This window comes from Nostoc sp. JL31 (genome assembly GCF_017114965.1).
Classification (GTDB): domain Bacteria; phylum Cyanobacteriota; class Cyanobacteriia; order Cyanobacteriales; family Nostocaceae; genus Nostoc; species Nostoc punctiforme_A.
On sequence record NZ_JABXKO010000113.1, the window covers coordinates 101,173 to 121,905 of the forward strand.

The 20,733-nt window shown below is 41.0% G+C and carries 20 protein-coding genes and 1 pseudogene; 12 read left to right on the forward strand and 9 right to left on the reverse strand.

Annotation, left to right across the window (positions count from 1 at the left end; genetic code table 11):
* Positions 1-201 precede the first annotated feature (201 nt).
* Complete coding sequence (locus HWQ43_RS29350; RefSeq protein ID WP_292740201.1) at positions 202-414, forward strand: hypothetical protein; 213 nt, start codon at positions 202-204, stop codon at positions 412-414.
* A 130-nt stretch (positions 415-544) separates the two neighbouring features.
* Here the strand turns inward: HWQ43_RS29350 and HWQ43_RS29355 are convergent, their stop codons facing one another.
* Positions 545-703: a hypothetical protein gene (locus HWQ43_RS29355; RefSeq protein ID WP_292740203.1), complete on the reverse strand. Its 159-nt coding sequence runs from the start codon at positions 701-703 to the stop codon at positions 545-547.
* Between the two features lie 286 nt (positions 704-989).
* Here HWQ43_RS29355 and HWQ43_RS29360 point away from each other — a divergent pair, with 286 nt between their 5' ends.
* Positions 990-1,586, forward strand: a complete 597-nt coding sequence (locus HWQ43_RS29360) for a hypothetical protein (RefSeq protein ID WP_292740313.1) — start codon at positions 990-992, stop codon at positions 1,584-1,586.
* A gap of 30 nt (positions 1,587-1,616) precedes the next feature.
* Here the strand turns inward: HWQ43_RS29360 and HWQ43_RS29365 are convergent, their stop codons facing one another.
* The 4 genes from HWQ43_RS29365 to HWQ43_RS29380 form a co-directional block, all read right to left on the reverse strand.
* Positions 1,617-2,033 carry a PIN domain-containing protein gene (locus HWQ43_RS29365; RefSeq protein ID WP_292740204.1) on the reverse strand — a complete coding sequence of 139 codons (417 nt, stop codon included), beginning with the start codon at positions 2,031-2,033 and terminating at the stop codon, positions 1,617-1,619.
* Entirely contained in the window at positions 2,030-2,284 is a 255-nt protein-coding gene (locus HWQ43_RS29370; protein ID WP_292740206.1) for a hypothetical protein, read from the reverse strand. The genes HWQ43_RS29365 and HWQ43_RS29370 overlap by 4 nt, the downstream gene beginning before the upstream one ends.
* Positions 2,285-2,469: 185 nt before the next feature.
* The gene (gene hemB / locus HWQ43_RS29375; RefSeq protein WP_292740208.1) at positions 2,470-3,450 is read right to left on the reverse strand and encodes a porphobilinogen synthase; all 981 of its coding nucleotides are present in this window, start codon (positions 3,448-3,450) and stop codon (positions 2,470-2,472) included.
* A 457-nt stretch (positions 3,451-3,907) separates the two neighbouring features.
* Positions 3,908-4,267 carry a DUF4870 domain-containing protein gene (locus HWQ43_RS29380; RefSeq protein ID WP_292740210.1) on the reverse strand — a complete coding sequence of 120 codons (360 nt, stop codon included), beginning with the start codon at positions 4,265-4,267 and terminating at the stop codon, positions 3,908-3,910.
* Positions 4,268-4,391: 124 nt separating this feature from the next.
* On the opposite strand from HWQ43_RS29380, the gene prfC reads away from it, so the two are divergent.
* The 9 genes from prfC to HWQ43_RS29425 all read left to right on the forward strand — a co-directional run bounded on the left by prfC (position 4,392) and on the right by HWQ43_RS29425 (position 15,957).
* Entirely contained in the window at positions 4,392-6,020 is a 1,629-nt protein-coding gene (gene prfC, locus HWQ43_RS29385) for a peptide chain release factor 3 (protein ID WP_292740211.1), read from the forward strand.
* 186 nt (positions 6,021-6,206) lie between these two features.
* Positions 6,207-8,486, forward strand: coding sequence for a M48 family metalloprotease (locus HWQ43_RS29390; protein ID WP_292740213.1), 2,280 nt, complete (start codon positions 6,207-6,209; stop codon positions 8,484-8,486).
* A 682-nt stretch (positions 8,487-9,168) separates the two neighbouring features.
* Positions 9,169-9,675 (forward strand): RNA-binding protein, encoded by a 507-nt coding sequence (locus HWQ43_RS29395; protein ID WP_292740215.1) that lies wholly within the window; start codon positions 9,169-9,171, stop codon positions 9,673-9,675.
* Positions 9,676-10,561: 886 nt separating this feature from the next.
* Positions 10,562-11,002, forward strand: a complete 441-nt coding sequence (locus HWQ43_RS29400; RefSeq protein ID WP_190933753.1) for a SufE family protein — start codon at positions 10,562-10,564, stop codon at positions 11,000-11,002.
* 94 nt (positions 11,003-11,096) lie between these two features.
* Positions 11,097-12,011: an alpha/beta hydrolase gene (locus HWQ43_RS29405; RefSeq protein WP_292740315.1), complete on the forward strand. Its 915-nt coding sequence runs from the start codon at positions 11,097-11,099 to the stop codon at positions 12,009-12,011.
* Positions 12,012-12,647: 636 nt separating this feature from the next.
* Positions 12,648-13,181, forward strand: a complete 534-nt coding sequence (locus HWQ43_RS29410; protein ID WP_292740217.1) for a hypothetical protein — start codon at positions 12,648-12,650, stop codon at positions 13,179-13,181.
* A 301-nt stretch (positions 13,182-13,482) separates the two neighbouring features.
* Positions 13,483-14,454, forward strand: coding sequence for a GTP-binding protein (locus tag HWQ43_RS29415; RefSeq protein ID WP_292740219.1), 972 nt, complete (start codon positions 13,483-13,485; stop codon positions 14,452-14,454).
* A 93-nt stretch (positions 14,455-14,547) separates the two neighbouring features.
* A complete protein-coding gene (locus HWQ43_RS29420; protein ID WP_292740221.1) occupies positions 14,548-15,606 on the forward strand; it encodes a hypothetical protein in 1,059 nt (352 codons plus the stop codon).
* Positions 15,607-15,684: 78 nt separating this feature from the next.
* The gene (locus tag HWQ43_RS29425; protein ID WP_292740223.1) at positions 15,685-15,957 is read left to right on the forward strand and encodes a hypothetical protein; all 273 of its coding nucleotides are present in this window, start codon (positions 15,685-15,687) and stop codon (positions 15,955-15,957) included.
* 101 nt (positions 15,958-16,058) lie between these two features.
* Here the strand turns inward: HWQ43_RS29425 and HWQ43_RS29430 are convergent, their stop codons facing one another.
* Positions 16,059-16,283 (reverse strand): hypothetical protein, encoded by a 225-nt coding sequence (locus HWQ43_RS29430; RefSeq protein ID WP_292740225.1) that lies wholly within the window; start codon positions 16,281-16,283, stop codon positions 16,059-16,061.
* Positions 16,284-16,286: 3 nt separating this feature from the next.
* Here HWQ43_RS29430 and HWQ43_RS29435 point away from each other — a divergent pair, with 3 nt between their 5' ends.
* On the forward strand, positions 16,287-17,891 hold the full coding sequence (locus tag HWQ43_RS29435) for an NAD(P)H-quinone oxidoreductase subunit N (protein WP_292740226.1): 1,605 nt from the start codon (positions 16,287-16,289) through the stop codon (positions 17,889-17,891).
* Positions 17,892-17,964: 73 nt separating this feature from the next.
* Here HWQ43_RS29435 and HWQ43_RS29440 read toward each other — a convergent pair whose 3' ends face one another.
* The 3 genes and pseudogenes from HWQ43_RS29440 to HWQ43_RS29450 form a co-directional block, all read right to left on the reverse strand.
* On the reverse strand, positions 17,965-19,368 hold the full coding sequence (locus tag HWQ43_RS29440; protein WP_292740228.1) for an ATP-binding protein: 1,404 nt from the start codon (positions 19,366-19,368) through the stop codon (positions 17,965-17,967).
* A gap of 86 nt (positions 19,369-19,454) precedes the next feature.
* On the reverse strand, positions 19,455-19,997 hold the full coding sequence (locus HWQ43_RS29445; RefSeq protein WP_292740230.1) for a methanogen output domain 1-containing protein: 543 nt from the start codon (positions 19,995-19,997) through the stop codon (positions 19,455-19,457).
* A 281-nt stretch (positions 19,998-20,278) separates the two neighbouring features.
* A pseudogene (locus HWQ43_RS29450) lies at positions 20,279-20,728 on the reverse strand (FIST N-terminal domain-containing protein); the annotation flags it as partial.
* Positions 20,729-20,733 lie beyond the last annotated feature (5 nt).

Here is a 20,733-nt window from a genome sequence, read left to right on the forward strand (position 1 = left end):
AGTAAAAATTTGTTGTAGCAATAATTTAAATATGCCTACTGTAGAACAATTGAAAACGTTGTTTATCTTAAGTTTTTGGGCTACTAAAATGTATTTACCTGTGTTTTTAGTGCGAATCGATGAACGAACAAAAAATGTTGTAATTCTCGCCGGTGAAGAAAATGAAATTATAATTTACCTAGACGGGAAGTGGAGATATGTATGAGTAAACCAGATTTTATGACAATGCCCCGTGCCCAATTGCGTCAATATATCCTTGAGCATAGAGAAGATGATCAAGCCTTTGAAACTTATTTAGATAGATTCACCTCTGAAGACGCTATAATCTATCCTGCACCGCAGTCAATAGATGATTTAGAAAACTTCCCAGAGTTACATCAACAGAATTTAGAAAGACTACGAAAGCAAGCTTAAGCTCTCCAAATTTTATCAGCGATCGCCTCCTCCTTTGGCAAACGAGGCTTATCAAGATAGATCCCCGACTTCTGGCGAGAAGTCGGGGATCTGGGTTAGGCGCAGTGATAACCCATAAATTCACTAAAAATTAATTTTTAGCAAACAAACGATCCAAAAAATCAATTTTTACTGCCAGGTTAATTATCCCTCGATTTGTAGCAGCGTCCGTAATTTCAGCATTATTCAGAGCCATAATATGTGCCGATGATTGGTCCACCAGAAGAACCACCTGTAGTATCACAATCATGTAACAGTACTTCTTGCTGCTCCTGGACAATATTTATATAGAAACCTTGTCAAATTCAGAAAAACAGGCGCTTCATAACAAGGAAATATTCACAATAACCTTGGAGGTGAAAGTTGCCTAAACTGCCACGTATTACTGCAACAGAAGCTGAAAAACTCTTATTAGATGCAGGCTTTATTCAAATTAGAAATAAAGAGAGTTATTCTGGATGTCAATCTTTGAATCTCAGCGTTATTATGGGGTGGTGTTCCTGGTAAGACTTTATTGCGTGAAAACGTTTCCTGATATGCCATATAGTGATTTCACTTTAGAGAAAGTCAAACAGAACTTTCAAATAAATACTATTGAAAGAACTGAGATTTTTGCTAATATACCTGATATAGAATGCAGTGACTTATTAAAAGAAATTCTTCAATATAATTCACCTATAGCTATTGCCAGTAATAGTGAAAAAGCTCGCTCTGAGATGATTATTTCTCCAATTTTACTAGATTTGAGACGACAATTAAATGACCAGATAAATTTATTCTCTGGTGTTGAATTCAATGTTGATCCGGCACAAGGTTTAAATGGAATTTGTGATTTTCTAATTACCCGTTCTCCAGAAAGACTAATTATCACTGCACCAGTTATTATTATTGTGGAAGCTAAAAAAGAAAACATTCCTGCTGGTTTAGGACAATGTGTAGCCGAAATGTTAGCAGCAAGAATATTTAACGAACGAGCAGGTAATGAAAATTTGATAATTTATGGAACTGTCACCACTGGAAGTATTTGGCAATTTTTAAAATTAGAAGGTCAATCTATCCAGATTGATTTAAGTGAATATTATCTTAAAGATGTCAATAAAATTTTAGGAATCTTAGCTAGTGGTGTCCGGTGAAAAAATTATCATTAAGTAGACATCGCATCCCTAAAACACCCGCTCAAAAGGTTTTTTCCGATAACGCCGATAAATATCAAAATCACTGTCTAAAGTAGCTATGGCAGCAATATCTAAGCGTTCCAAAATGACAATCAAGGATAAATCTGCAAAATCCCCTGGTAAATCTCTGTACTGAGTATTCAACTCAGCAATGCGCGAAAAATCTTGTGGCAATATTTGCTCACACTCATAGAGTTGTTTCGCAACATCTAGAAGAAACTCGTTTTGTGTACGCCAATCAAACTTGAGCAACCACACCACTTCTGCAATACAAATGGGCGTAGTTACTAGCCTAGAAGTACAGTTCTCAAAAAAACGACGCACCTGTTGGTGATACCGATCTCTGGCACTGTAGTACGCAAACAAAAACCCGCTATCTGCCAGTATAAGCGGATAATAGGTCATGAATGCCGCTTGTTGAGATATTGAGCGATCGCTTTTTTACGGTTTGAGCGTTCCGATAAATCCCTTGGTGCATCTTGTAGCAGATGTTCAGGGTGTCCACCCCGCCTCTCTACCAAAGTTTTACCCGCTTGTAAGGTTAGCCAGCGTTCAGTAATCAAGCGTCTGATCAATTCACTCTTTTCCGTTTGCTCGTGAGCTAAAATATCGGCTAGCTGCCTTTCTGTTTCTTCATCCAGCCTGACACTAAGCATAACTTTTATCATCCTTGTAATACACGTATGACAGTTATAACGCCGATTAGTTAAATTTTGTTTGAATTTCGCACCAGCCAAACCCAAAATACAAAGAATCTCACGCCCAAACACCAAAACACAACTATGCGTCTTCGCGCCTCTGCGTGAGATTTCCCCCTAAATTAGTATCTAATATGCCTAGCCTACTTTAACCATCGCGCCGCATCTTTGGCATGATAAGTCAAAATCAAATCTGCACCAGCGCGTTTAAACCCAGTTAAAGTTTCCAAAACCACTCGCTCTTCATCAATCCAACCATTGAGAGCCGCAGCTTTCACCATCGCATACTCACCAGAAACATTGTAAGCTGCAACTGGTAAGTTACTCGCTTCCTTCACCCGCCAAATAATATCCATATATGCCAAGGCTGGCTTAACCATGAGCATATCAGCACCTTCAGCGATATCTAATTCAATCTCTTTAATCGCTTCGCGGGCGTTACCTGGGTCCATTTGGTAAGTTCTTCTGTCCCCAAATTGTGGTGTCGAGTCTGCTGCATCCCGAAATGGGCCATAATAACCCGAAGCATACTTAGCAGCATAAGATAAAATCGGCGTATCTTGAAATCCTGCTTCATCCAAACCCTGACGAATTGCCTGGACAAAACCATCCATCATCCCAGAAGGCGCGATGATATCGGCACCGGCTTTTGCTTGAGAAACCGCTGTTTTCTTCAACAATTCCAGAGTTGGGTCATTTAAAACTCGTCCTGTTAAATCACCAACTTGCAGATAACCACAATGACCGTGGCTAGTATACTCACATAAACAAGTATCAGCAATTACAATCAAATCTGGCACTGCTGCTTTTACCGCCGTCGCCGCTTTTTGGACAATTCCGCAATCATGCCAAGCGCCAGTGGCATCGACATCTTTATCAGCCGGAATACCAAATAAAATAATAGAAGGAATTCCTAAGTCGTAAACTTCTTTTGCTTCTTCAACGATTTTATCTACCGAAAGTTGGTAGACTCCGGGCATCGATTTCACCTCATTAGCAATTCCCTCACCCGGCACAGCAAATAGTGGGTAGATTAAATCACTTGTTGTTAAAACAGTTTCACGAACCATCCGGCGCAGTTGAGGATGAGTACGCAGACGACGGGGGCGATGTATAGGAAACATAAAATTTTATGAAGAGAAACAACGCAGATAGACACAAAACAAAGCGTCACAAAAGCAGGCTAAAATTTTCCTGCCGTCAGACAGACTAAAAACAGTGCTTAACTGTCCTTTGCCCTACTCTTAATCAAGTTGTGGGGCAATTTTGTATTCTACAGCTTGGTTGCACCTATCCGACGGACTGGAAAAAAAACAACATTATGAAGCAATTCAAAATTCAATAATGATAAAATTGTCTGTTAGCAAAATTTTGGGGAATTGAGGGTTGAAATTTAAACGCATAGGCCCTTCTCTACGAGACGCTACGCGTAGCTTGCTTCCACTAAGTGGTACGCCTTCCCGCAGGGTAGTGGCGCAGAGGTAAACGCAGAGGCATGCAGAGAATTCGCTACGAATTAATTAAATTTGTATTTGGTAGCAAATAACTGACAATTACCAATGCCCATAGCCATAATCTATGCTAAAAAACTCGGAAAATATAAGGATAACGGAAGGGTATATCAGGATTGCTGAAAACTCCAATGAGTGCCCAAATTGTTAATCCCCAGTGCAATAGATATCCCAGACCGGCTAGTGGCCCCAGCAATAATAGAGGTAATACTAACCAACCGAATAGAAAAAACAACGCTCCCAGAATTCCTCCGTAAAGCCAGACATTAAAGTGGAAATTGATCGATTCTTTGGCGTTTTCTTTAACAACAGGATCGTCAGATACAAACAGTATGGCGATAGGTATACCTACAGATACCAACGTCGTGCTGAAAAAAATCGCTCCATGAGACAAGGCAGATAGAAGCTTTCGCTTGTCTGTGTCGTACATTGCTTTCTCCTATTTAGTCAGATTGTTCGTTATACTACGACCCTATCATGAGCATCGTTGTCTTAAGATTAAAAGACTTGCCAGAGTCAAAAAAAATTAAGCTAGCTAACAAACAAATACATTTATGTCTACTGAACTTCAGTCTGAACTTATTCAAGCAGTTGAACTTCGCCGCAACTTTGCGATTATATCTCACCCCGATGCAGGTAAAACTACACTAACTGAAAAGCTACTCCTGTACGGGGGTGCAATTCACGAAGCTGGGGCAGTCAAAGCGCGACGGGCACAGCGAAAGGCTACTTCTGACTGGATGGCGATGGAGCAACAACGGGGTATTTCCATTACCTCCACAGTGTTGCAATTTGAATACCGAAATTGCCAAATCAATCTATTAGACACTCCCGGACACCAAGATTTCAGTGAAGATACTTATCGTACCCTTGCCGCCGCCGATAATGCAGTAATGCTGATTGATGCGGCAAAAGGTTTGGAACCGCAAACGCGCAAATTGTTTGAAGTATGTAAGTTGCGCGGTATCCCGATTTTTACATTTATCAACAAGCTCGATCGCCCCGGAAGAGAACCTCTGGAACTATTGGATGAAATTGAGCAAGAATTAGGATTGCAAACCTATGCAGTCAACTGGCCGATTGGTATGGGCGATCGCTTTAAAGGTGTTTTTGACCGACACAAGCAACAAATACACCTGTTTGAACGCAGCGCCCACGGTAGCCGAGAAGCCCGTGATACGATAGTCGAATTAGGCGATCCAAGAATAGAAGAGAAGCTAGAACAAAGCCTGTACTACCAACTGAAAAACGATCTAGAACTCTTAGAAGGAGTTGGGCCAGAACTAGATTTGCAGTTGGTACACGAAGGCAAAATGACACCTGTGTTCTTTGGTAGTGCCATGACTAACTTCGGGGTAGAGTTATTCCTCAAGTATTTCCTCGACTATGCCCTCAAACCCGGTTCTCATATCAGCAGTGTTGGCGAAGTTCCCCCTACATACCCAGAGTTTTCGGGGTTTGTCTTTAAACTGCAAGCGAATATGGACCCGAAACACCGCGATCGCGTCGCATTCATCCGGGTTTGCACTGGTAAGTTTGAAAAAGATATGATGGTGAATCACGCTCGCATTGGTAAACTCATCCGTCTGTCTCGCCCGCAAAAACTCTTTGCTCAAGAGCGAGAATCGATTGATGTGGCTTATCCTGGCGATGTGATCGGTTTGAATAATCCCGGTGTTTTTGCGATCGGGGATACAATTTACACGGGACAAAAGCTCGAATATGAGGGGATTCCGTATTTCTCGCCGGAACTGTTCGCATCTCTGAGGAATCCCAACCCCTCGAAGTCTAAACAATTCCAAAAAGGCGTTGCGGAATTGCGAGAAGAAGGTGCTGTGCAAATTATGTATTCAATTGATGAAGCCAAGCGCGATCCAATTTTGGCGGCGGTGGGTCAGTTGCAATTCGAAGTAGTACAGTTTCGCTTACAAAATGAGTATGGTGTAGAAACCATATTAGATTTATTGCCCTACAGTGTCGCCCGTTGGGTTGAGGGTGGTTGGGAAGCATTAGAAAAAGTGGGACGAATATTCAATACCACTACAGTTAAAGACAGTATGGGACGACCAGTGTTGCTATTCCGCAATGAATGGAATTGTCAACAGTTATTGGGCGACCATCCAGAGTTAAAATTAAGCGCGATCGCTCCAGTATTTTCTAGTCAACAACCAGTGGACGAATGAAGAAGAATACAGAATTCAGAATCCAGATGAAGACTCAACTGAATTCTGACGACTGACTCCTGAATTCAACCTTTATCTTTCACTTGACAAACAAAACTTGAGCGCGGTTGATTTCCACGGCATCCGAGGTTCGCGCTTTCGCACAAACGTGGATCATTTAGAAGAGATTGGAGTGCCAGAATTTGTATGCCTTCACATGCCAAACCGTCTTTGGAGGCTGGTTTAGTTGCCCTCAAACAGGGAATTTACCAAACCGCGATCGCTCAACTAGAACCTATTGCTAGCAGCCAAAATAATGGTACTGCTAGCTTACAAGCCCAGGTTGGTTTAGTGATGGCTTATGCTCGCACTGGCGAAGTTCCCAAAGCGATCGCTATTTCCCAGGATCTTATTGAGAGTAACAATCCGCAAGTTCAAGAGTGGGCAACACGCGCTCTCGAACACCTGACAAAACGTAAAAAAACCGAGCAAGAATCAAAAAAAGTCGAAACTGGATTTGTTGCTTTTGAGAATTCAACCCCAGATTCAACACCAGATTCAACCCCAGTTACTCCCCCGGAAACTTCTACATTAGAGGAAAAGCCGAACGATCAAGTCATAGAAACCAAAAGCGACGACATCCCGCCGATGGTGCCACTAGCTAGACTCAAAGCTACATTAGCCACACCGCCACCACCACTGCCTGCGCCCCTAAACGGCTTCATGGGTTCTGTTACCCGCACCCAAGCCAAATTATTCGGCGTTATTTATTGGCGACAAGCACAACGCGCTAGAGCATGGCAACCACTACGTAAACCAAAATTAATTCCCTTGCGGCTACTGTCAGTAGGAACATTCATCGCCCTGTTTTGGGTGATCCGAGAAATCCTCAAGTTAGCATTGGGATTCATCAACCAGACTTTAGTCAAACTACCTTATCTGGAGCCAATACAGCTTTTATACCACGATCCTACTCAACTGTTGCTGATCGCATTGGTGATTTTAATCGGAGTATCACCTTGGTTGCTGGATCTGCTACTGGCGAACTTGTATGGTCAGCGAGAATTTCCGAAAGATGTATTGAATACCCATAGCCGCGAAGCTGTTCGAGTGCTACAACGTTGTTGCCAACAGCGGCACTGGCCGTTACCGAAACTGCGGATTTTACCAACGGCTGCACCAATTATTCTGACTTATGGTAGTTTACCACGTAATGCCAGGATTGTTGTCAGTCAAGGGCTATTAGAGCAGCTGGCAGATGATGAAATCGCCATTATTTACGCCACGCAACTAGGGCATATTGCTCACTGGGATTTTGCTGTAATGTCTTTGTTGCTGCTGGTGACACTACCAACTCATAAGCTATATCAGCAAGTGTCGGAGTTGGGAGACAAAATATCGGCAAAAATTTGGCGCTGGCCAGTGACAATTCTGGCGAGTCTAATTTATGGAATTTGGTGTTTGCTGACTGGGACTGGATTGTGGTTGTCGCGGTTGCGGCTTTATTATAGCGATCGCGTCGCCGCTGAAATTACTGGTAATCCCAATGCTCTGATTCGCGCTTTACTCAAAATCGCCATTGGCATTGCCGCTGATATCCAAAAACAAGAACACACCAGTTGGCAACTAGAAAGCTTAAATCTTTTAACACCAGTCAGCTACCAACAGAGTTTATCTTTGGGTACTATTGCCAGTAATTTATCTTTTGAATCCTTTTTGAAGTGGGATACTGCCAATCCCTATCGCCGATGGTTTACGATTAATAATAGCCATCCTTTAATGGGCGATCGCATCGAACGCCTCTGCCAAATAGCCCGTCACTGGCATCTAGACACCGAACTACATTTTGCTAGCGTTCCATCAAAGGTTAAGCGTCAGTCTTTTCTATTACAAGTCGCTCCCTGGTTGGGAATTCCTTTAGGGGTTCTGTTTGCAGCTTTAGTTTGGCTAACCTGGCAACTAGCATTCACACTCAAGTTTTTAAATCTAAAGTGGATATATGAAGATTGGTCTTTTATTACAGGCTGCCTTCTGATTGGCTTTAGCATCGGTACTGTGATGCGGATTAATTCTTTTTTTCCCGATATAAAACCTGCTACCGTGCAAACTGACGACAGCTTACCTAACCTGTTAGCTGACCCTTCTGCCCTACCTATTGATAGCGTCAGCGTGCGTCTTGTGGGTAAATTATTAGGTCGTCAAGGTACTAGTAACACCCTAGCGCAAGATTTAATCTTGCAATCCAGCGCGGGTTTGATAAAATTACACCACATTTCTTGGCTAGGACAGTCAGTCAATCACCAGGATCTAATCGGTCGGCAAATTATCGTCACAGGTTGGTTCCGGCGAGGAGCAACACCTTGGATCGATATCCAAACCCTAGAAACTCAAAGTGGTAAAACCATTCATAGCCCTCATCCCATTTGGTCTACTTTTTTAGCTGTTGCAGCACAGGCTTGGGGCGCATACGTCTTTCTCACTGGTTAGTCATTGGTCATTGGTCATTAGTCATTAGTCATTAGTTTAGTCATTAGTCATTGGTCATTAGCAAAGGACAAAGGACAAAGGACAAATCGGAATGTAAACAAAAGTTGCAGGTTTTCTTAACAAGTGTTACATTTATTTACACAAACAATAGCAACCGACATACATAACTCAGCATCACCGCTTAGTTATGGATTTAGGTGCTTTTTCCCCTCTCTATACCTTTTTATCCTCCCAACACAGCAGCAAATTAACCAGCCAGTGGCTGGTTTTTGTTTCAAAATATGCTCACTTGAATAAAAAAATGTGTTTTATGTTACGATGCAGTAATACTAATGCCGAAAAGATATGCGCTAAACTAGCTACGTAGAAAATACCGTGGTAATGTAAGGAATGGTATTTGATTCTGCGAAAAAGGGCATAGAAGAAAGCGTGTACTTTAGCAGGCAATAGGCTATTAAATTTACAATTCTTAGAATTAAGGTGTTATTAGCTCACCATAGTGTGAGCCTTTGGATTAAACAAGCTTGATCCCGACGAAAAACTGTATTGTTGTATAGGTTGACAGTTTCGAGCAAAAAAATTGGTTTATGGCAGTCTTGGTCAATAGCATCTATTTAAAAGCCAAAGCTAAGTGATTGTTTTCTTGCCTTGCCATGTTCATTCAACTCTGGAGGTATAGTTCATGTCCGTTCGCCTATATATAGGTAATTTGCCTAAAGATGAAATAGATCGTCAAGATCTGCAAGCCGTTTTTGCAGCAGAAGGTGATGCTGTAACTACTAAATTAATTAAAGACCGCAAAACTGGCAAATGCCGTGGTTTCGGTTTTCTTACAGTCAACAATGACGAACAAGCTGACGAAATTATTGAAAAGTATAATGGTCAGATGTTCAAAGATACTCCCATTAAGCTAGAGAAGGCATTACCTCGGACAAAGGGTGAAGAGGGCGACGAGCAAGCTCCTAAACCAGTTACTCTTGCTAGTAATAGTACCCCAACTCCTAGCCCCATCAGAGAAGGTAGCCGTCGTGAGAAAAGCTCTAAGAAGCCTCGTCGTGGCGGCGGTGGCGGAGGTTCTCGCGAAAGCAGCACTACAACCACCGATTCAGACGCTATTCGTCCAGATCCTCGTTGGGCTTCGGAATTAGAAAAGCTGAAGCAGATGCTAGCTGCACAAACTACGAATTAATCCTCAAGGGAGAGAAATTAAAAATTAAAAATCAGAATTTTTTTTGATTTTTAATTTTTAATTGTTGATAATTATCTAGCTGCTTAGTTTAACGAACTTGCAGCTAATTTTGTAAGTACGTAGGCACAGTCCGCTGTAGGTATCGCATCGCCACTAGTCACACCAAGCCGTACCTGAGAGTTAGCAGTTAGGAGCGTGCAAACCGCCCAAGCTCAATAAAATCTATCTGGATTTAAATCAAATCAAACGACACATAAGTTTCACGAATTTATCATACTTGCGTAATAAAAAAGTATATATTGATGCAACTATAGTTTCTGTAGACTTATTGTTAAAGCTTGTTTATAAAAAAATAAAATTAAGTTTTTGTGATTGGGGTCAAATGAGTAGTGATACCGTGTTAGAGGGCGATCGCACTCACTACCCCTACCGCAATCCCCTACAAATTTATGCTCAAAGATGTATTGATAAAATTCACTTATTTTTAACTTGTAACAAATAGGAGGGGTGTGGGGATATATTTATATTGAGCGCATAAATCAGAAAATGCATCGTACTAAACGATATGGGATGAATAAATATATCCCTAGCATTGGATATTGCATTTAATTGGAGTATTACGTATGAATTCTCAACACTCGCAATTTAGTTCAGACAATAAAACAGATTTAATAGCCTTAGCGTAACTTTCTGTTCGATTGCTCATTACGCTCTGATTACACACATAAAAAAGCCTGATCTTTATCAATGCGATCGCAGTAATTAGCTGGATTTGATAAATTAGAGTCAGTAATGGCAAGCTTGATAATGCCAAGAGAAGCGGAGGCGCAATCGCTCTAAAGATAATCTACACTCAAAGAGATACCGATCGTTTTCAGCTTCTGTTATGTCCTCAACTCTAGATTCTTTGCCACCTGCGCTCGCTAAAATTGTCCAGCGCTTTCAACGCGCTTCCGAACCGAAGCGACGCTACGAACAGCTAATCTGGTATGCTCAGAAGCTCAATGAGTTCCCAGAAGCTGATAAATTACCCGAAAATAAAGTTCCTGGTTGCGTGTCTCAAGTTTATATCACCGCAGCTTTGGATGACGGTAAGGTTGTATTTCAGGGCGATTCCGATTCTCAGTTAACCAAAGGATTAGTAGGGCTTCTGGTTGAAGGATTGCAGGGACTCACGCCAACTGAGATTGTCCAACTTACTCCAGATTTTATTCAAGAAACAGGTTTAAATGTTAGCCTGACACCTTCCCGTGCGAATGGGTTTTACAACATTTTTAAAACCATGCAAAAAAAAGCATTGGAATGTAAGTTAGATTTGCCTAGCTAAACTTGGTCATTAGTTATTAGTCATTGGTCATTTGCAAAGGACAAAGGACAAATGACAAATGACAAAGAAGGTACAACTACCAAAATTTAGTGTCATGTCAACCAATGTATTATCTACCTCTGCTGCTATTGGCTTTGGTGGAGTAGTTCAAGAATATCTCTGGAATTTTGAAAATCAACAATTTCGCGTTGTTTATGAAACCCTCGGTAAAGGTTCACCGCTATTGCTACTACCATCTTTCAGCAGTGTTTCGACGCGTTTGGAAGTCGGCGAACTTGCCAAGTTACTAGCTCCCAATTTTCAAGTTGTAGCCTTAGACTGGCCTGGATTTGGTGAATCTTCTCGCCCTAGTTTGAATTATCGACCGGAAATATATCAGCAATTTCTGGAAGATTTTGTCAAAGCTGTTTTTAATACTCCTGTTACTGTGGTGGCGGCTGGTCATGCTGCTACATACGTTTTACAATTAGCTGTCAAACAGCAGGCTGCTTTCTCAAGGATTGTATTGTTGGCTCCTACTTGGCGTGGCCCTTTGCCAACAATGGGGGCAAGTCAACAGATAGCTGGCATTGTGAGAGAATTGGTGCGATCGCCTATACTTGGTCAAGCTCTCTACAAACTCAACACTACCCAATCTTTCTTAAGTTTTATGTACCGCCGCCATGTCTTTACTGACGCGGCTAAAATTACACCCAGTTTCATTGAAAAAAAATGGCAAACAACTCAACAACCAGGAGCGCGATTTGCATCTGCTGCCTTTGTAACTGGTAATCTTGATGCTGTACACGAACAATCTGATTTTTTGGAACTTGTACAGTCTTTAACTGTACCGCTCATGGTAGTAATTGGAGAATCCAGCCCCCCTAAATCACGAGAAGAAATGAACGCTTTGGTAGCGTTACCAGGAGTGAGAAGTGTTGTTATCCTTGGTTCTCTGGGACTGCATGAAGAATATCCAGCAGTTGTTTTAGAAGCAATTCAAGATTTTTTGTTCTCCCCAGAAAATTAAATCTTCGCTTATCCATCAAAGTATAATTTTCTTGTTTGCGATAATTATTATTGCATAGCACTTCTCGTTTGTATGCAATATACTCTGACCTCTCTCCAAACCTCTCTCCTTTTAGGAGAGAGGCTTTGAATCTTACCCAGTATCAGTAATATTTAATTCTTCTCCATATCCTTAAGATTGTGGTTAGGACGCTACTAAAGCTAAGGGCGATGTAGTAAATGGTGTGAAATTAGCGATCGCTACATTGCACTGCTACACCTGCTCCTATTTCCGTTTAAGTACGGATCTCTGTTTAATCTCTCTTAGGTTAAAAAGTGAGCGGAAATAAAAGTTTTAGAAATGAGTAACAATCAAAAATTAAAATATTTATCTTTAGCGTATTGTGCGTATCTTGCGCTGACAATATATTGGCTTTTTCACTATACTGGCCCAGTGCAATTTTTGGGAGAAATGCAGATGAGTCTGTTTGGTAAGCAGTGGCAATCTGTAAGTATAATGATCCTTAATCTTCCAGTTATATTGTTAGGGACTTATTTACGCAATCGAGTTCAAAGTCAAAATCCAGATAAATAATTTTCTGCTAAGTGGAATGTAATTGATGATTTGACAAATAACCGACTTCTAAAAAATGCCCTCATGCCGATAATTATTATAATAATCGGGTTGATTATGCTAAGTATTACATTAGCGCAATCATTCGGCAAAGATATCGGTACAATTAACATCGCTCAACTAAGTTCCGGCAAAATTGCTGAACACAGTTTTTATGCTAATATTTCAGGCTATCCAGATCCCAATGTGTTAGTAACACAAAAGGGCAATAAAATGCCCAGAGTCTATATTGCATTGAGAGAGAACTCTCAGTCTAACACCCTGGTTCATTTGATTATTTCATTAGACAAGGATGATATTGAAGAGTATGTTCACAAAGATCCAAAAAGTGAAACAGTAACGGTGAGTGGATTTGTGACTGAGGGTGGAGAAGGAGAAGTGAGAACGTGGTTAGAGAAGCAAGGAGTTGCCATTGCCGATAGTTACTGGACTATCGTCCCTGGAGTTAATTTGAGTAACCGCAGTAATGGGACATATTCTCAGATATTTATAGCTATTGCCTTTATTATTTTTGCCGCTTTTATCTTTTATAGAAATTGCAAAGAACAAACAGCATAGCTGAATGTGGCATTGTCAAGCCACTACCTGCAACTTTCGATAAGTCTGTAGAAGTTTCTGTTGCTACTCTAAGAGTACTCCAAAGGAGTAGTTTGGCTTGTATGCAATATTCCTGTCAGTCCAACCAATTTGTGAATATTTATGACTTATTACAGATGCAGAAAAATAAAATGTTTCTTAATTAAATTATGTGATTATTTTGTTGAAAATCAAAATAACAGCAAGTTCGCACAAAAATATAAAAAGATTTATGATATGCGATAATGATTATCCATAAGGTGAGACAAGAGGAATTTAGAGTATGGTGGCTGACGTAATCAACAATTCAGTTCCCGTTACTGTTCTTACAGGCTATTTGGGAGCAGGTAAAACGACTCTACTCAATCACATCCTCACCTACGAACACGGCAAAAAAGTTGCTGTGATTGTCAATGAATTTGGGGAAGTGGGTATTGATAATCAATTGATTATCGATGCTGATGAAGAAATTTTTGAAATGAATAATGGCTGTATCTGTTGTACAGTGCGCGGCGATTTAATTCGCATCATTGGCAATTTGATGAAGCGGCGCGATAAATTTGACCATTTAGTAATTGAAACAACTGGATTAGCCGATCCAGCACCAGTGATTCAGACATTTTTTGTTGATGAAGATTTGCAAAGCCAACTGTCTCTAGATGCAGTGGTGACAGTGGTAGATGCGAAGCATATTTGGCAGCATTGGGATGCCGACGAAGCACAAGAACAGATTGCTTTTGCCGATGTAATTTTACTTAATAAAACAGATTTGGTAGCACCAGAAGAGTTAGATGAATTAGAAAAACGGATTCGGGCGATGAATGCGATCGCAAAAATCTACCGTACCCAAAATTCTGAACTAGGAATGGATGCTTTGTTGGGTGTAAAAGCCTTTGATTTAGATCGTGCATTAGAAATTGATCCAGATTTTTTAGGCGAAGATGCCCACGTACACGATGAAAGTGTTTTTTCTGTGGCTTTAGTAGAAGCAGGTGCAGTCGATGGAGAAAAATTAAACGCTTGGATTTCCGAGTTACTGCGTACCCAAGGCCCAGATATTTTTCGGATGAAAGGCATTTTAAATATTGCTGGAGAAGAGAATCGATTTGTATTCCAAGGAGTACACATGATATTCGATGGCAAACCCGATCGCCCCTGGAAACCAAGCGAAACCCCCAAAAACGAACTAGTCTTCATCGGTCGTAACCTTGATGCAGTCCAACTCAAGCAAGATTTTCTCGCTTGTCTAGCTTAAAAAGCGGGTTAGGAGTTATGAGTGATGAGTTATGAGTTAAAAATTCCTAACTCCTAAATTCTAACTCCTAACTCCTAACTTCTATACATAACTATGAACTCCACAACCAAATCTAAGGAATTTGAACAACACTATTCGGGGACACTTTCAGATTATGTAACTGCGATCACTTGGTCGCCACAAGGTCAAACTTTAGCAGCAACTTCCGCGGCGGGGGAAGTTGTTTTGTGGAATGATGGCGAACTCACAAGTTTACAAACTGGTAATGGTAAATCAGTAGACTGTCTAGCTTTTTCGCCAGATGGGAAATTTTTAGCTGTTGGTGGACAAGATGGACAGGTAAAAATTTGGCGTGACACTGAATTAATCGCCACCTTGGAAAATGCCCCCGCATGGGTTGACAAGCTAGCTTGGAATTACACCAGTAACCAACTGGCTTTTAGTTTGGGGCGTTACGTCCAAGTTTGGGATGCAGATACTCGTGAAATTGTCGTGACACTGAATTTTGACAATTCTTCAGTATTGGGTATAGATTGGCGCATTGACGGACAATACTTAGCCATTAGTGGTTATAAAGGAGTCAAAATTTGGCATAGTCAAAACTGGGATGAAGAACCATACAGCTTAGATATGACTACTGTCAGTTTAGCGATGGCTTGGTCGCCTGATGGCAAATTTCTGGCTTCTGGCAACATGGATCGTAGTGTCACCGTTTTGGAATGGAACAACCCCGATCCTTGGGTGATGCGCGGCTTTCCTGGAAAAATTCGCCAATTAGCATGGTCAGAAGCTACTACAAAAGTGGGTGCGCCAATACTGGCATCTTCTAGCGTTGAAGGTATTGTCGTGTGGGAGAAGTTAGAGGATGATACTTTAGGTTGGGAAGCGCGAGTATTAACAAATCATGTGGGCGTGATTAATGCGATCGCCTTTGCACCTAAAAGCTTCCTTCTCGCTTCTGCTGCTGCTGACGGCTGGTTGTGTTTGTGGAACAAAGCTAAGGAAGTATTCCAAATTATCACAGGTGTCTCAGCAGGATTTTCTAGCCTAGCTTGGCATCCCCAAGGTAAGTTACTGGCCGCAGGGGGTGAACAGGGCGAATTACTTATATGGTCAAAGGTTTTGCGGGGTCAAGGATTCGGGCGTAGTTAAGCAATGCTTGGTAATTAAAATTGAAGCTGGGCAATTTATTAGCTATGCTGTATCAGCAAAGCTATCTTTGTGTGAATTATGAAAATTGTCAAACTGATTTTACTTGCCTGTCCCGCATTTATGGTATTCATGCTGCTGGTAGTCAATCCAGCAAACGCATCTAGCCTAAAATCTGCTTATGCTACCCAAATTATGATGGTGGTATCTACACAACAAATTCCCGATCTGGCAACACCAACTTTGATTCAAACATCAAATCCGATAATTGATCAACTTGGTTGCAATTGTGCCAACTGTGTTCAGTCTAAATTTCAGTCGCTACAAGGCAAGCTGCCATCAGTCGGTTTTTAATAAAGTTAGGAGTTATGAATATTGTTGGGGCACAGCAATGCTGTGCCCTTATTAATTTTATCAGCTTTTTGTACGTAACTATCGCACTGATTGCAGCATAATTATTGATGATATTCGCTAAAAGTCACGCCTGAAAAACGAGGTAGGAAAATTGTTAAGTGAATCCCTGGATACTGAGAAAGCTGCTGGTAAAGTAGTAAGGTTGGTGCAATCGCCATCTGCATCCAAGCTGTTAAGCTCTTGTTAAAAGAGCTAGTCCGGGGATTAGAAAACTTGCTAGAGTGAACAGAGTTAGCCTTAATGTCTAATCGCCAAAACCTATACATCTCATGGATTTTGCTAATATTGCATCCCAGCTAAATGCTGGAACGATTTTACCAGAGGGGATTGTTATTCTCACCCTCTTGGGGGTTTTGATTGTTGATTTGATTTTGGGGCGTACATCCGCGCGCTGGATTGGATATCTAGCGATCGCAGGTTTATTTGCTTCGATTGTCGCCCTATATTTTCAATGGGACTCTCCTAATCCCATCGGTTTTACCGGTAGCTTTAACAGTGATGACCTGAGTATTGTCTTTCGCGGTATTATTGCCTTGTCTGCGATCGCGACTATACTGATGTCAATTCGCTACGTTGAGCAGAGTGGCACCGCTTTAGCCGAATTCATCGCTATTTTGCTGAGTGCTACTTTAGGAGGGATGTTTTTATCCGGGGCTAGTGAGTTGGTGATGATTTTCATCTCCCTAGAAACCCTGAGTATATCCTCTTACTTGTTGACAGGTTATACCAAGCGTGACCCCCGCTCCAACGAAGCGGCGCTGAAATACTTGTTAATTGGAGCTTCCAGTACAGCAATATTTTTGTACGGTGTATCACTGCTGTATGGACTATCTGGAGGACAAACCGAACTAAGTGCGATCGCAAATGGCATTGCCACAGCGAAAGTCGGACAATCTTTAGGTTTAGTGATTGCCCTAGTTTTTGCGATCGCAGGTATTGGCTTCAAAATCTCCGCTGCACCCTTCCACCAATGGACACCAGACGTTTACGAAGGCGCTCCCACCCCAGTCATCGCCTTTTTATCTGTCGGTTCCAAAGCAGCTGGGTTTGCCCTAGCTATCCGCTTGCTGACAACAGCCTTCCCTCTTGTTGCTGACGAGTGGAGGTTTGTCTTCACAGCTCTAGCCGTTCTCAGCATGATCTTGGGTAACGTAGTCGCCCTAGCTCAAACCAGCATGAAACGGATGCTAGCCTATTCATCCATTGCCCAAGCTGGGTTTGTGATGATTGGCTTGATTGCTGGTACACAAGCAGGATATGCCAGTATGATATTTTACCTACTGGTTTACCTGTTCATGAACTTGTGCAGTTTTACCTGCATTATCCTGTTCTCACTACGCACCGGAACCGACCAGATTGCCGAATACTCTGGTTTATATCAAAAAGACCCACTCCTAACACTGGCGTTGAGTATCTCCCTGCTTTCCTTGGGTGGTATTCCACCATTGGCTGGGTTTTTCGGCAAGATTTACTTATTCTGGGCTGGTTGGCAAGCAGGACTTTATTGGTTAGTTTTGCTGGGCTTAGTTACCAGCGTTGTCTCCATCTACTACTACATTCGCGTAGTTAAGATGATGGTAGTCAAAGAACCCCATGAAATGTCCGACGCAGTGAAGAATTATCCACAAGTGCGTTGGGATTTGCCTGGGCTAAGACCTTTGCAAGTCGGGTTGGTAGTAACATTAATTGCCACTACCGTAGCAGGGGTTTTGTCAAATCCACTGTTTACATTGGCTAACAATTCCATCTCCAATACTCCATTTTTGCAAGCAACAATCAACAGTAATGTAAAAGCACAAAATCTCCTGCTTTTACCAAAATTAGATTCGGTTAGTCAGTCTCAATCTTCAGTTGATTCTACTGCTAAGATTTAACCGAGTCTCAACTAAACTTTGTACTCACAGACACGCCTGTTTGCAAATTAGCAGACAGGCGTTGTCATATCTTTTAACTGAAATTTGATGAGACTGATTGAATAGGTATCTTAATTACAAATTCTGCACCTTTTCCTGGAACAGAAAAACAATTAAGTTGCCCGTTATGTTTTTCAACTATAATCTGATAACTTATATATAGCCCTAGTCCAGTACCTTTGCCCACAGTTTTAGTGGTAAAAAATGGATCGAATAGCTTTGAGCGAACTTGTTCATTTATTCCCAAACCATTATCAGCAACACTAACGGCTATCCATTTTTCATTGAGTAGCTCAGTTTTAATTTGAATTTGGGGATTATTATTTATCAGTTTTTGACTTTCAATTTTTTGTGTATTTACTTCTGAATACTGACTCTTGAGTGCCGATGCTTCCAATGCATCAATCGCATTAGCCAGAATATTCATAAACACTTGATTGAGTTGACCAGGATAGCAAGTTACATTCGGTAGTTGACTATATTTTTTGATGACTTTGATTTCTGGGTACTCATGCCTAGCTTGCAGGCGATGCTCCAAAATCATTAAAGTACTATCAATTCCTTCATGAATATTGACTTGCTTAAGTTCTGCTTCATCCAGCCTGGAAAAATTACGTAGTGATTTAACAATTTCCTGAATGCGTTCTGCTCCCACTTGCATTGACTGGAAGAGTTTAGTTATATCTTGAATCAAAAAATCTAAATCTATTTCTTCTACTTGCTGTTGGATTTCTGGAAGAGTATTTGGAAAATTTTGTTGATAAACTTGTACTAATTTCAGTAAATCCTGAGTGTATTTATGAGCGTGGTGAAGGTTTCCATAAATAAAACTCACGGGGTTATTAATTTCATGGGCAATACCAGCGACCATCTGACCTAAACTAGACATTTTCTCAGCTTGGATAAGCTGAGTTTGGGTAAGTTGTAGTTCATTTAGTGTGTCTTGTAAAGCAGTTGTACGTTCCTCAACCCGAATTTCTAGCTCTTGATTCGCTTTCTTAAGCGCTTCCTCTGCTTGTTTTCGTCTCTGAACTTCTTTGGCTAACTCATCAATTTTTTCGTTCAACAGAACGAAATTACTACTGGCTAAAACTCTATTTTCCAAGCGTAAGAGAATTAAAGCTGAAGATTCAGGAGACCAAGGTTGAATAACTGCTCCTTGACTACGACATATTAAGGTTTGTCCATCATTCATTCGTAAAGTCAAAGAGCCAATTACCATTGCCCTACTACTTGAACAAGCTTGTAAATACTTTACAATATCGTTGCTAGACTCAGTTACGAGTTCAAAGAGCATTCTTCCCCGCAGTTCTTGACGGCGTAACCCCAGCATATCTGCTACTGGTTGATTCGTCGCTAACAACTCACCCTCTCCACTTACCATAAGTAAAGGTTCTGGTAAAACTCTGGCAAATTCAAGAAATTGTTCAGGAGTCATGGAGCTTTAACTTTCACGGTTTGACTCTACTTTACATATCTGCACTAAGCTTATATCCTGGAGTTATTTTGTTTGATGCTGAAGATTTACACAGATTCTAGTCCCCTAAAATATTCTCTACCTTCTGCATCTTCTGCCTCTTCTGTAAGTTTTAAGTAAACAATAACTTTACATCCAGAATAACCTTGTGCTATCGTTTCTTGCAATTCTACTTTCGCATATCCTAGATTATTGGCTGCGATCGTTCCAAAAACGTTTGAAGTCATCATGCACATGGCAGGGCGATTAAGTACTTTGTCGCCAAATGGGCAAACACGGTTGCCAAAGACAATTTTTTCATCATTCTGCTCAATGATATAAAAATCGCCCTGGATTCGTTTTTTTAAATCAATCAGGACATCAGCTACCTGCCTACGAGAAAGGTTAGAGATTTCCAGGGCAGATTTATAATCTTGGTTAATCTGCCTTCCCATCCTTTCACCAACAACGCTAATAAATCCCGAAGCTTCTTCTAAACCAACTACATCCTGTAAAGTACCAGATAATTCTCTGATTAGTGTACGTAAAAATATGTCGCGTTCTAAAGAAAGATTAAGCGTAGCTATTGAGTGCTTGGGTACATTGATCATAAATTTTGAGGATACAATTTTGTAAGTACAGTTATAGAGTTCCCCAAAATATCTCTAAAGTAACTACTTAATCTTTTTCTTCTGAGAATTTGATGTTTGTTTTCGATTCTAATGAAAAATAATGTCCATAATAAATTCTGAGCCTTATCATTGTGACAGTTTATGGTTATTGCATAGTCTCTTCTAGGGTACGTCCCCATTACCTGTCTAACCCTCCTTAAAAAGTGGGGAATTAGAGCAAGTCTTAAAAAGGTTAGCCAGCAAAATATTAAGTGTTTCCCAGCTAGCTTTAAGCCATTCAATATAGAGACACCACTAGTTGTGAGGCTCTCTGGATGAGTTAAGCATAGCTTTGGAGGTGCGGTACTTTTTGCTTTCGCTTGCTCCACAGCTTGTTTAGTTGCAGTAATTGGATCGTTTGAAACTTTTCGTCCAACTCCTGCATAAATTTCAACTTCATCTGAGCAAAACAACATCAAAGTGATTGAGTCCTGCTGAAAGTCTAAGACTGAAGAAATTTCTCCATCTGTTGTTCCACCAATCAACTCAATCCCCGAAAAAGCCCGATCGATTTGCTGCAAAATGAGAGAATGATCAAAGTCAATTGCAGCAAAAATAATTCTAGCTTTTGGTATATCTCCTGCAAGAGAAGTAGCACGTTGCTGAAGAACTTATTCAACTGCTGATAGAGAATTTGGATCGTTACTGTGACCTACTACTGCCTTAAACATAAATT

Bases quoted from the DNA above. Each gene is read 5' to 3' on its own strand.
- HWQ43_RS29350 (WP_292740201.1), top strand. From the start codon at position 202: ATGAGTAAACCAGATTTTATGACAATGCCCCGTGCCCAATTGCGTCAA.
- HWQ43_RS29355 (WP_292740203.1), bottom strand. From the start codon at position 703: ATGATTGTGATACTACAGGTGGTTCTTCTGGTGGACCAATCATCGGCA.
- HWQ43_RS29360 (WP_292740313.1), top strand. From the start codon at position 990: ATGCCATATAGTGATTTCACTTTAGAGAAAGTCAAACAGAACTTTCAA.
- HWQ43_RS29365 (WP_292740204.1), bottom strand. From the start codon at position 2,033: ATGACCTATTATCCGCTTATACTGGCAGATAGCGGGTTTTTGTTTGCG.
- HWQ43_RS29370 (WP_292740206.1), bottom strand. From the start codon at position 2,284: ATGCTTAGTGTCAGGCTGGATGAAGAAACAGAAAGGCAGCTAGCCGAT.
- hemB (WP_292740208.1), bottom strand. From the start codon at position 3,450: ATGTTTCCTATACATCGCCCCCGTCGTCTGCGTACTCATCCTCAACTG.
- HWQ43_RS29380 (WP_292740210.1), bottom strand. From the start codon at position 4,267: ATGTACGACACAGACAAGCGAAAGCTTCTATCTGCCTTGTCTCATGGA.
- prfC (WP_292740211.1), top strand. From the start codon at position 4,392: ATGTCTACTGAACTTCAGTCTGAACTTATTCAAGCAGTTGAACTTCGC.
- HWQ43_RS29390 (WP_292740213.1), top strand. From the start codon at position 6,207: ATGCCTTCACATGCCAAACCGTCTTTGGAGGCTGGTTTAGTTGCCCTC.
- HWQ43_RS29395 (WP_292740215.1), top strand. From the start codon at position 9,169: ATGTCCGTTCGCCTATATATAGGTAATTTGCCTAAAGATGAAATAGAT.
- HWQ43_RS29400 (WP_190933753.1), top strand. From the start codon at position 10,562: ATGTCCTCAACTCTAGATTCTTTGCCACCTGCGCTCGCTAAAATTGTC.
- HWQ43_RS29405 (WP_292740315.1), top strand. From the start codon at position 11,097: ATGTCAACCAATGTATTATCTACCTCTGCTGCTATTGGCTTTGGTGGA.
- HWQ43_RS29410 (WP_292740217.1), top strand. From the start codon at position 12,648: ATGCCGATAATTATTATAATAATCGGGTTGATTATGCTAAGTATTACA.
- HWQ43_RS29415 (WP_292740219.1), top strand. From the start codon at position 13,483: ATGGTGGCTGACGTAATCAACAATTCAGTTCCCGTTACTGTTCTTACA.
- HWQ43_RS29420 (WP_292740221.1), top strand. From the start codon at position 14,548: ATGAACTCCACAACCAAATCTAAGGAATTTGAACAACACTATTCGGGG.
- HWQ43_RS29425 (WP_292740223.1), top strand. From the start codon at position 15,685: ATGAAAATTGTCAAACTGATTTTACTTGCCTGTCCCGCATTTATGGTA.
- HWQ43_RS29430 (WP_292740225.1), bottom strand. From the start codon at position 16,283: ATGTATAGGTTTTGGCGATTAGACATTAAGGCTAACTCTGTTCACTCT.
- HWQ43_RS29435 (WP_292740226.1), top strand. From the start codon at position 16,287: ATGGATTTTGCTAATATTGCATCCCAGCTAAATGCTGGAACGATTTTA.
- HWQ43_RS29440 (WP_292740228.1), bottom strand. From the start codon at position 19,368: ATGACTCCTGAACAATTTCTTGAATTTGCCAGAGTTTTACCAGAACCT.
- HWQ43_RS29445 (WP_292740230.1), bottom strand. From the start codon at position 19,997: ATGATCAATGTACCCAAGCACTCAATAGCTACGCTTAATCTTTCTTTA.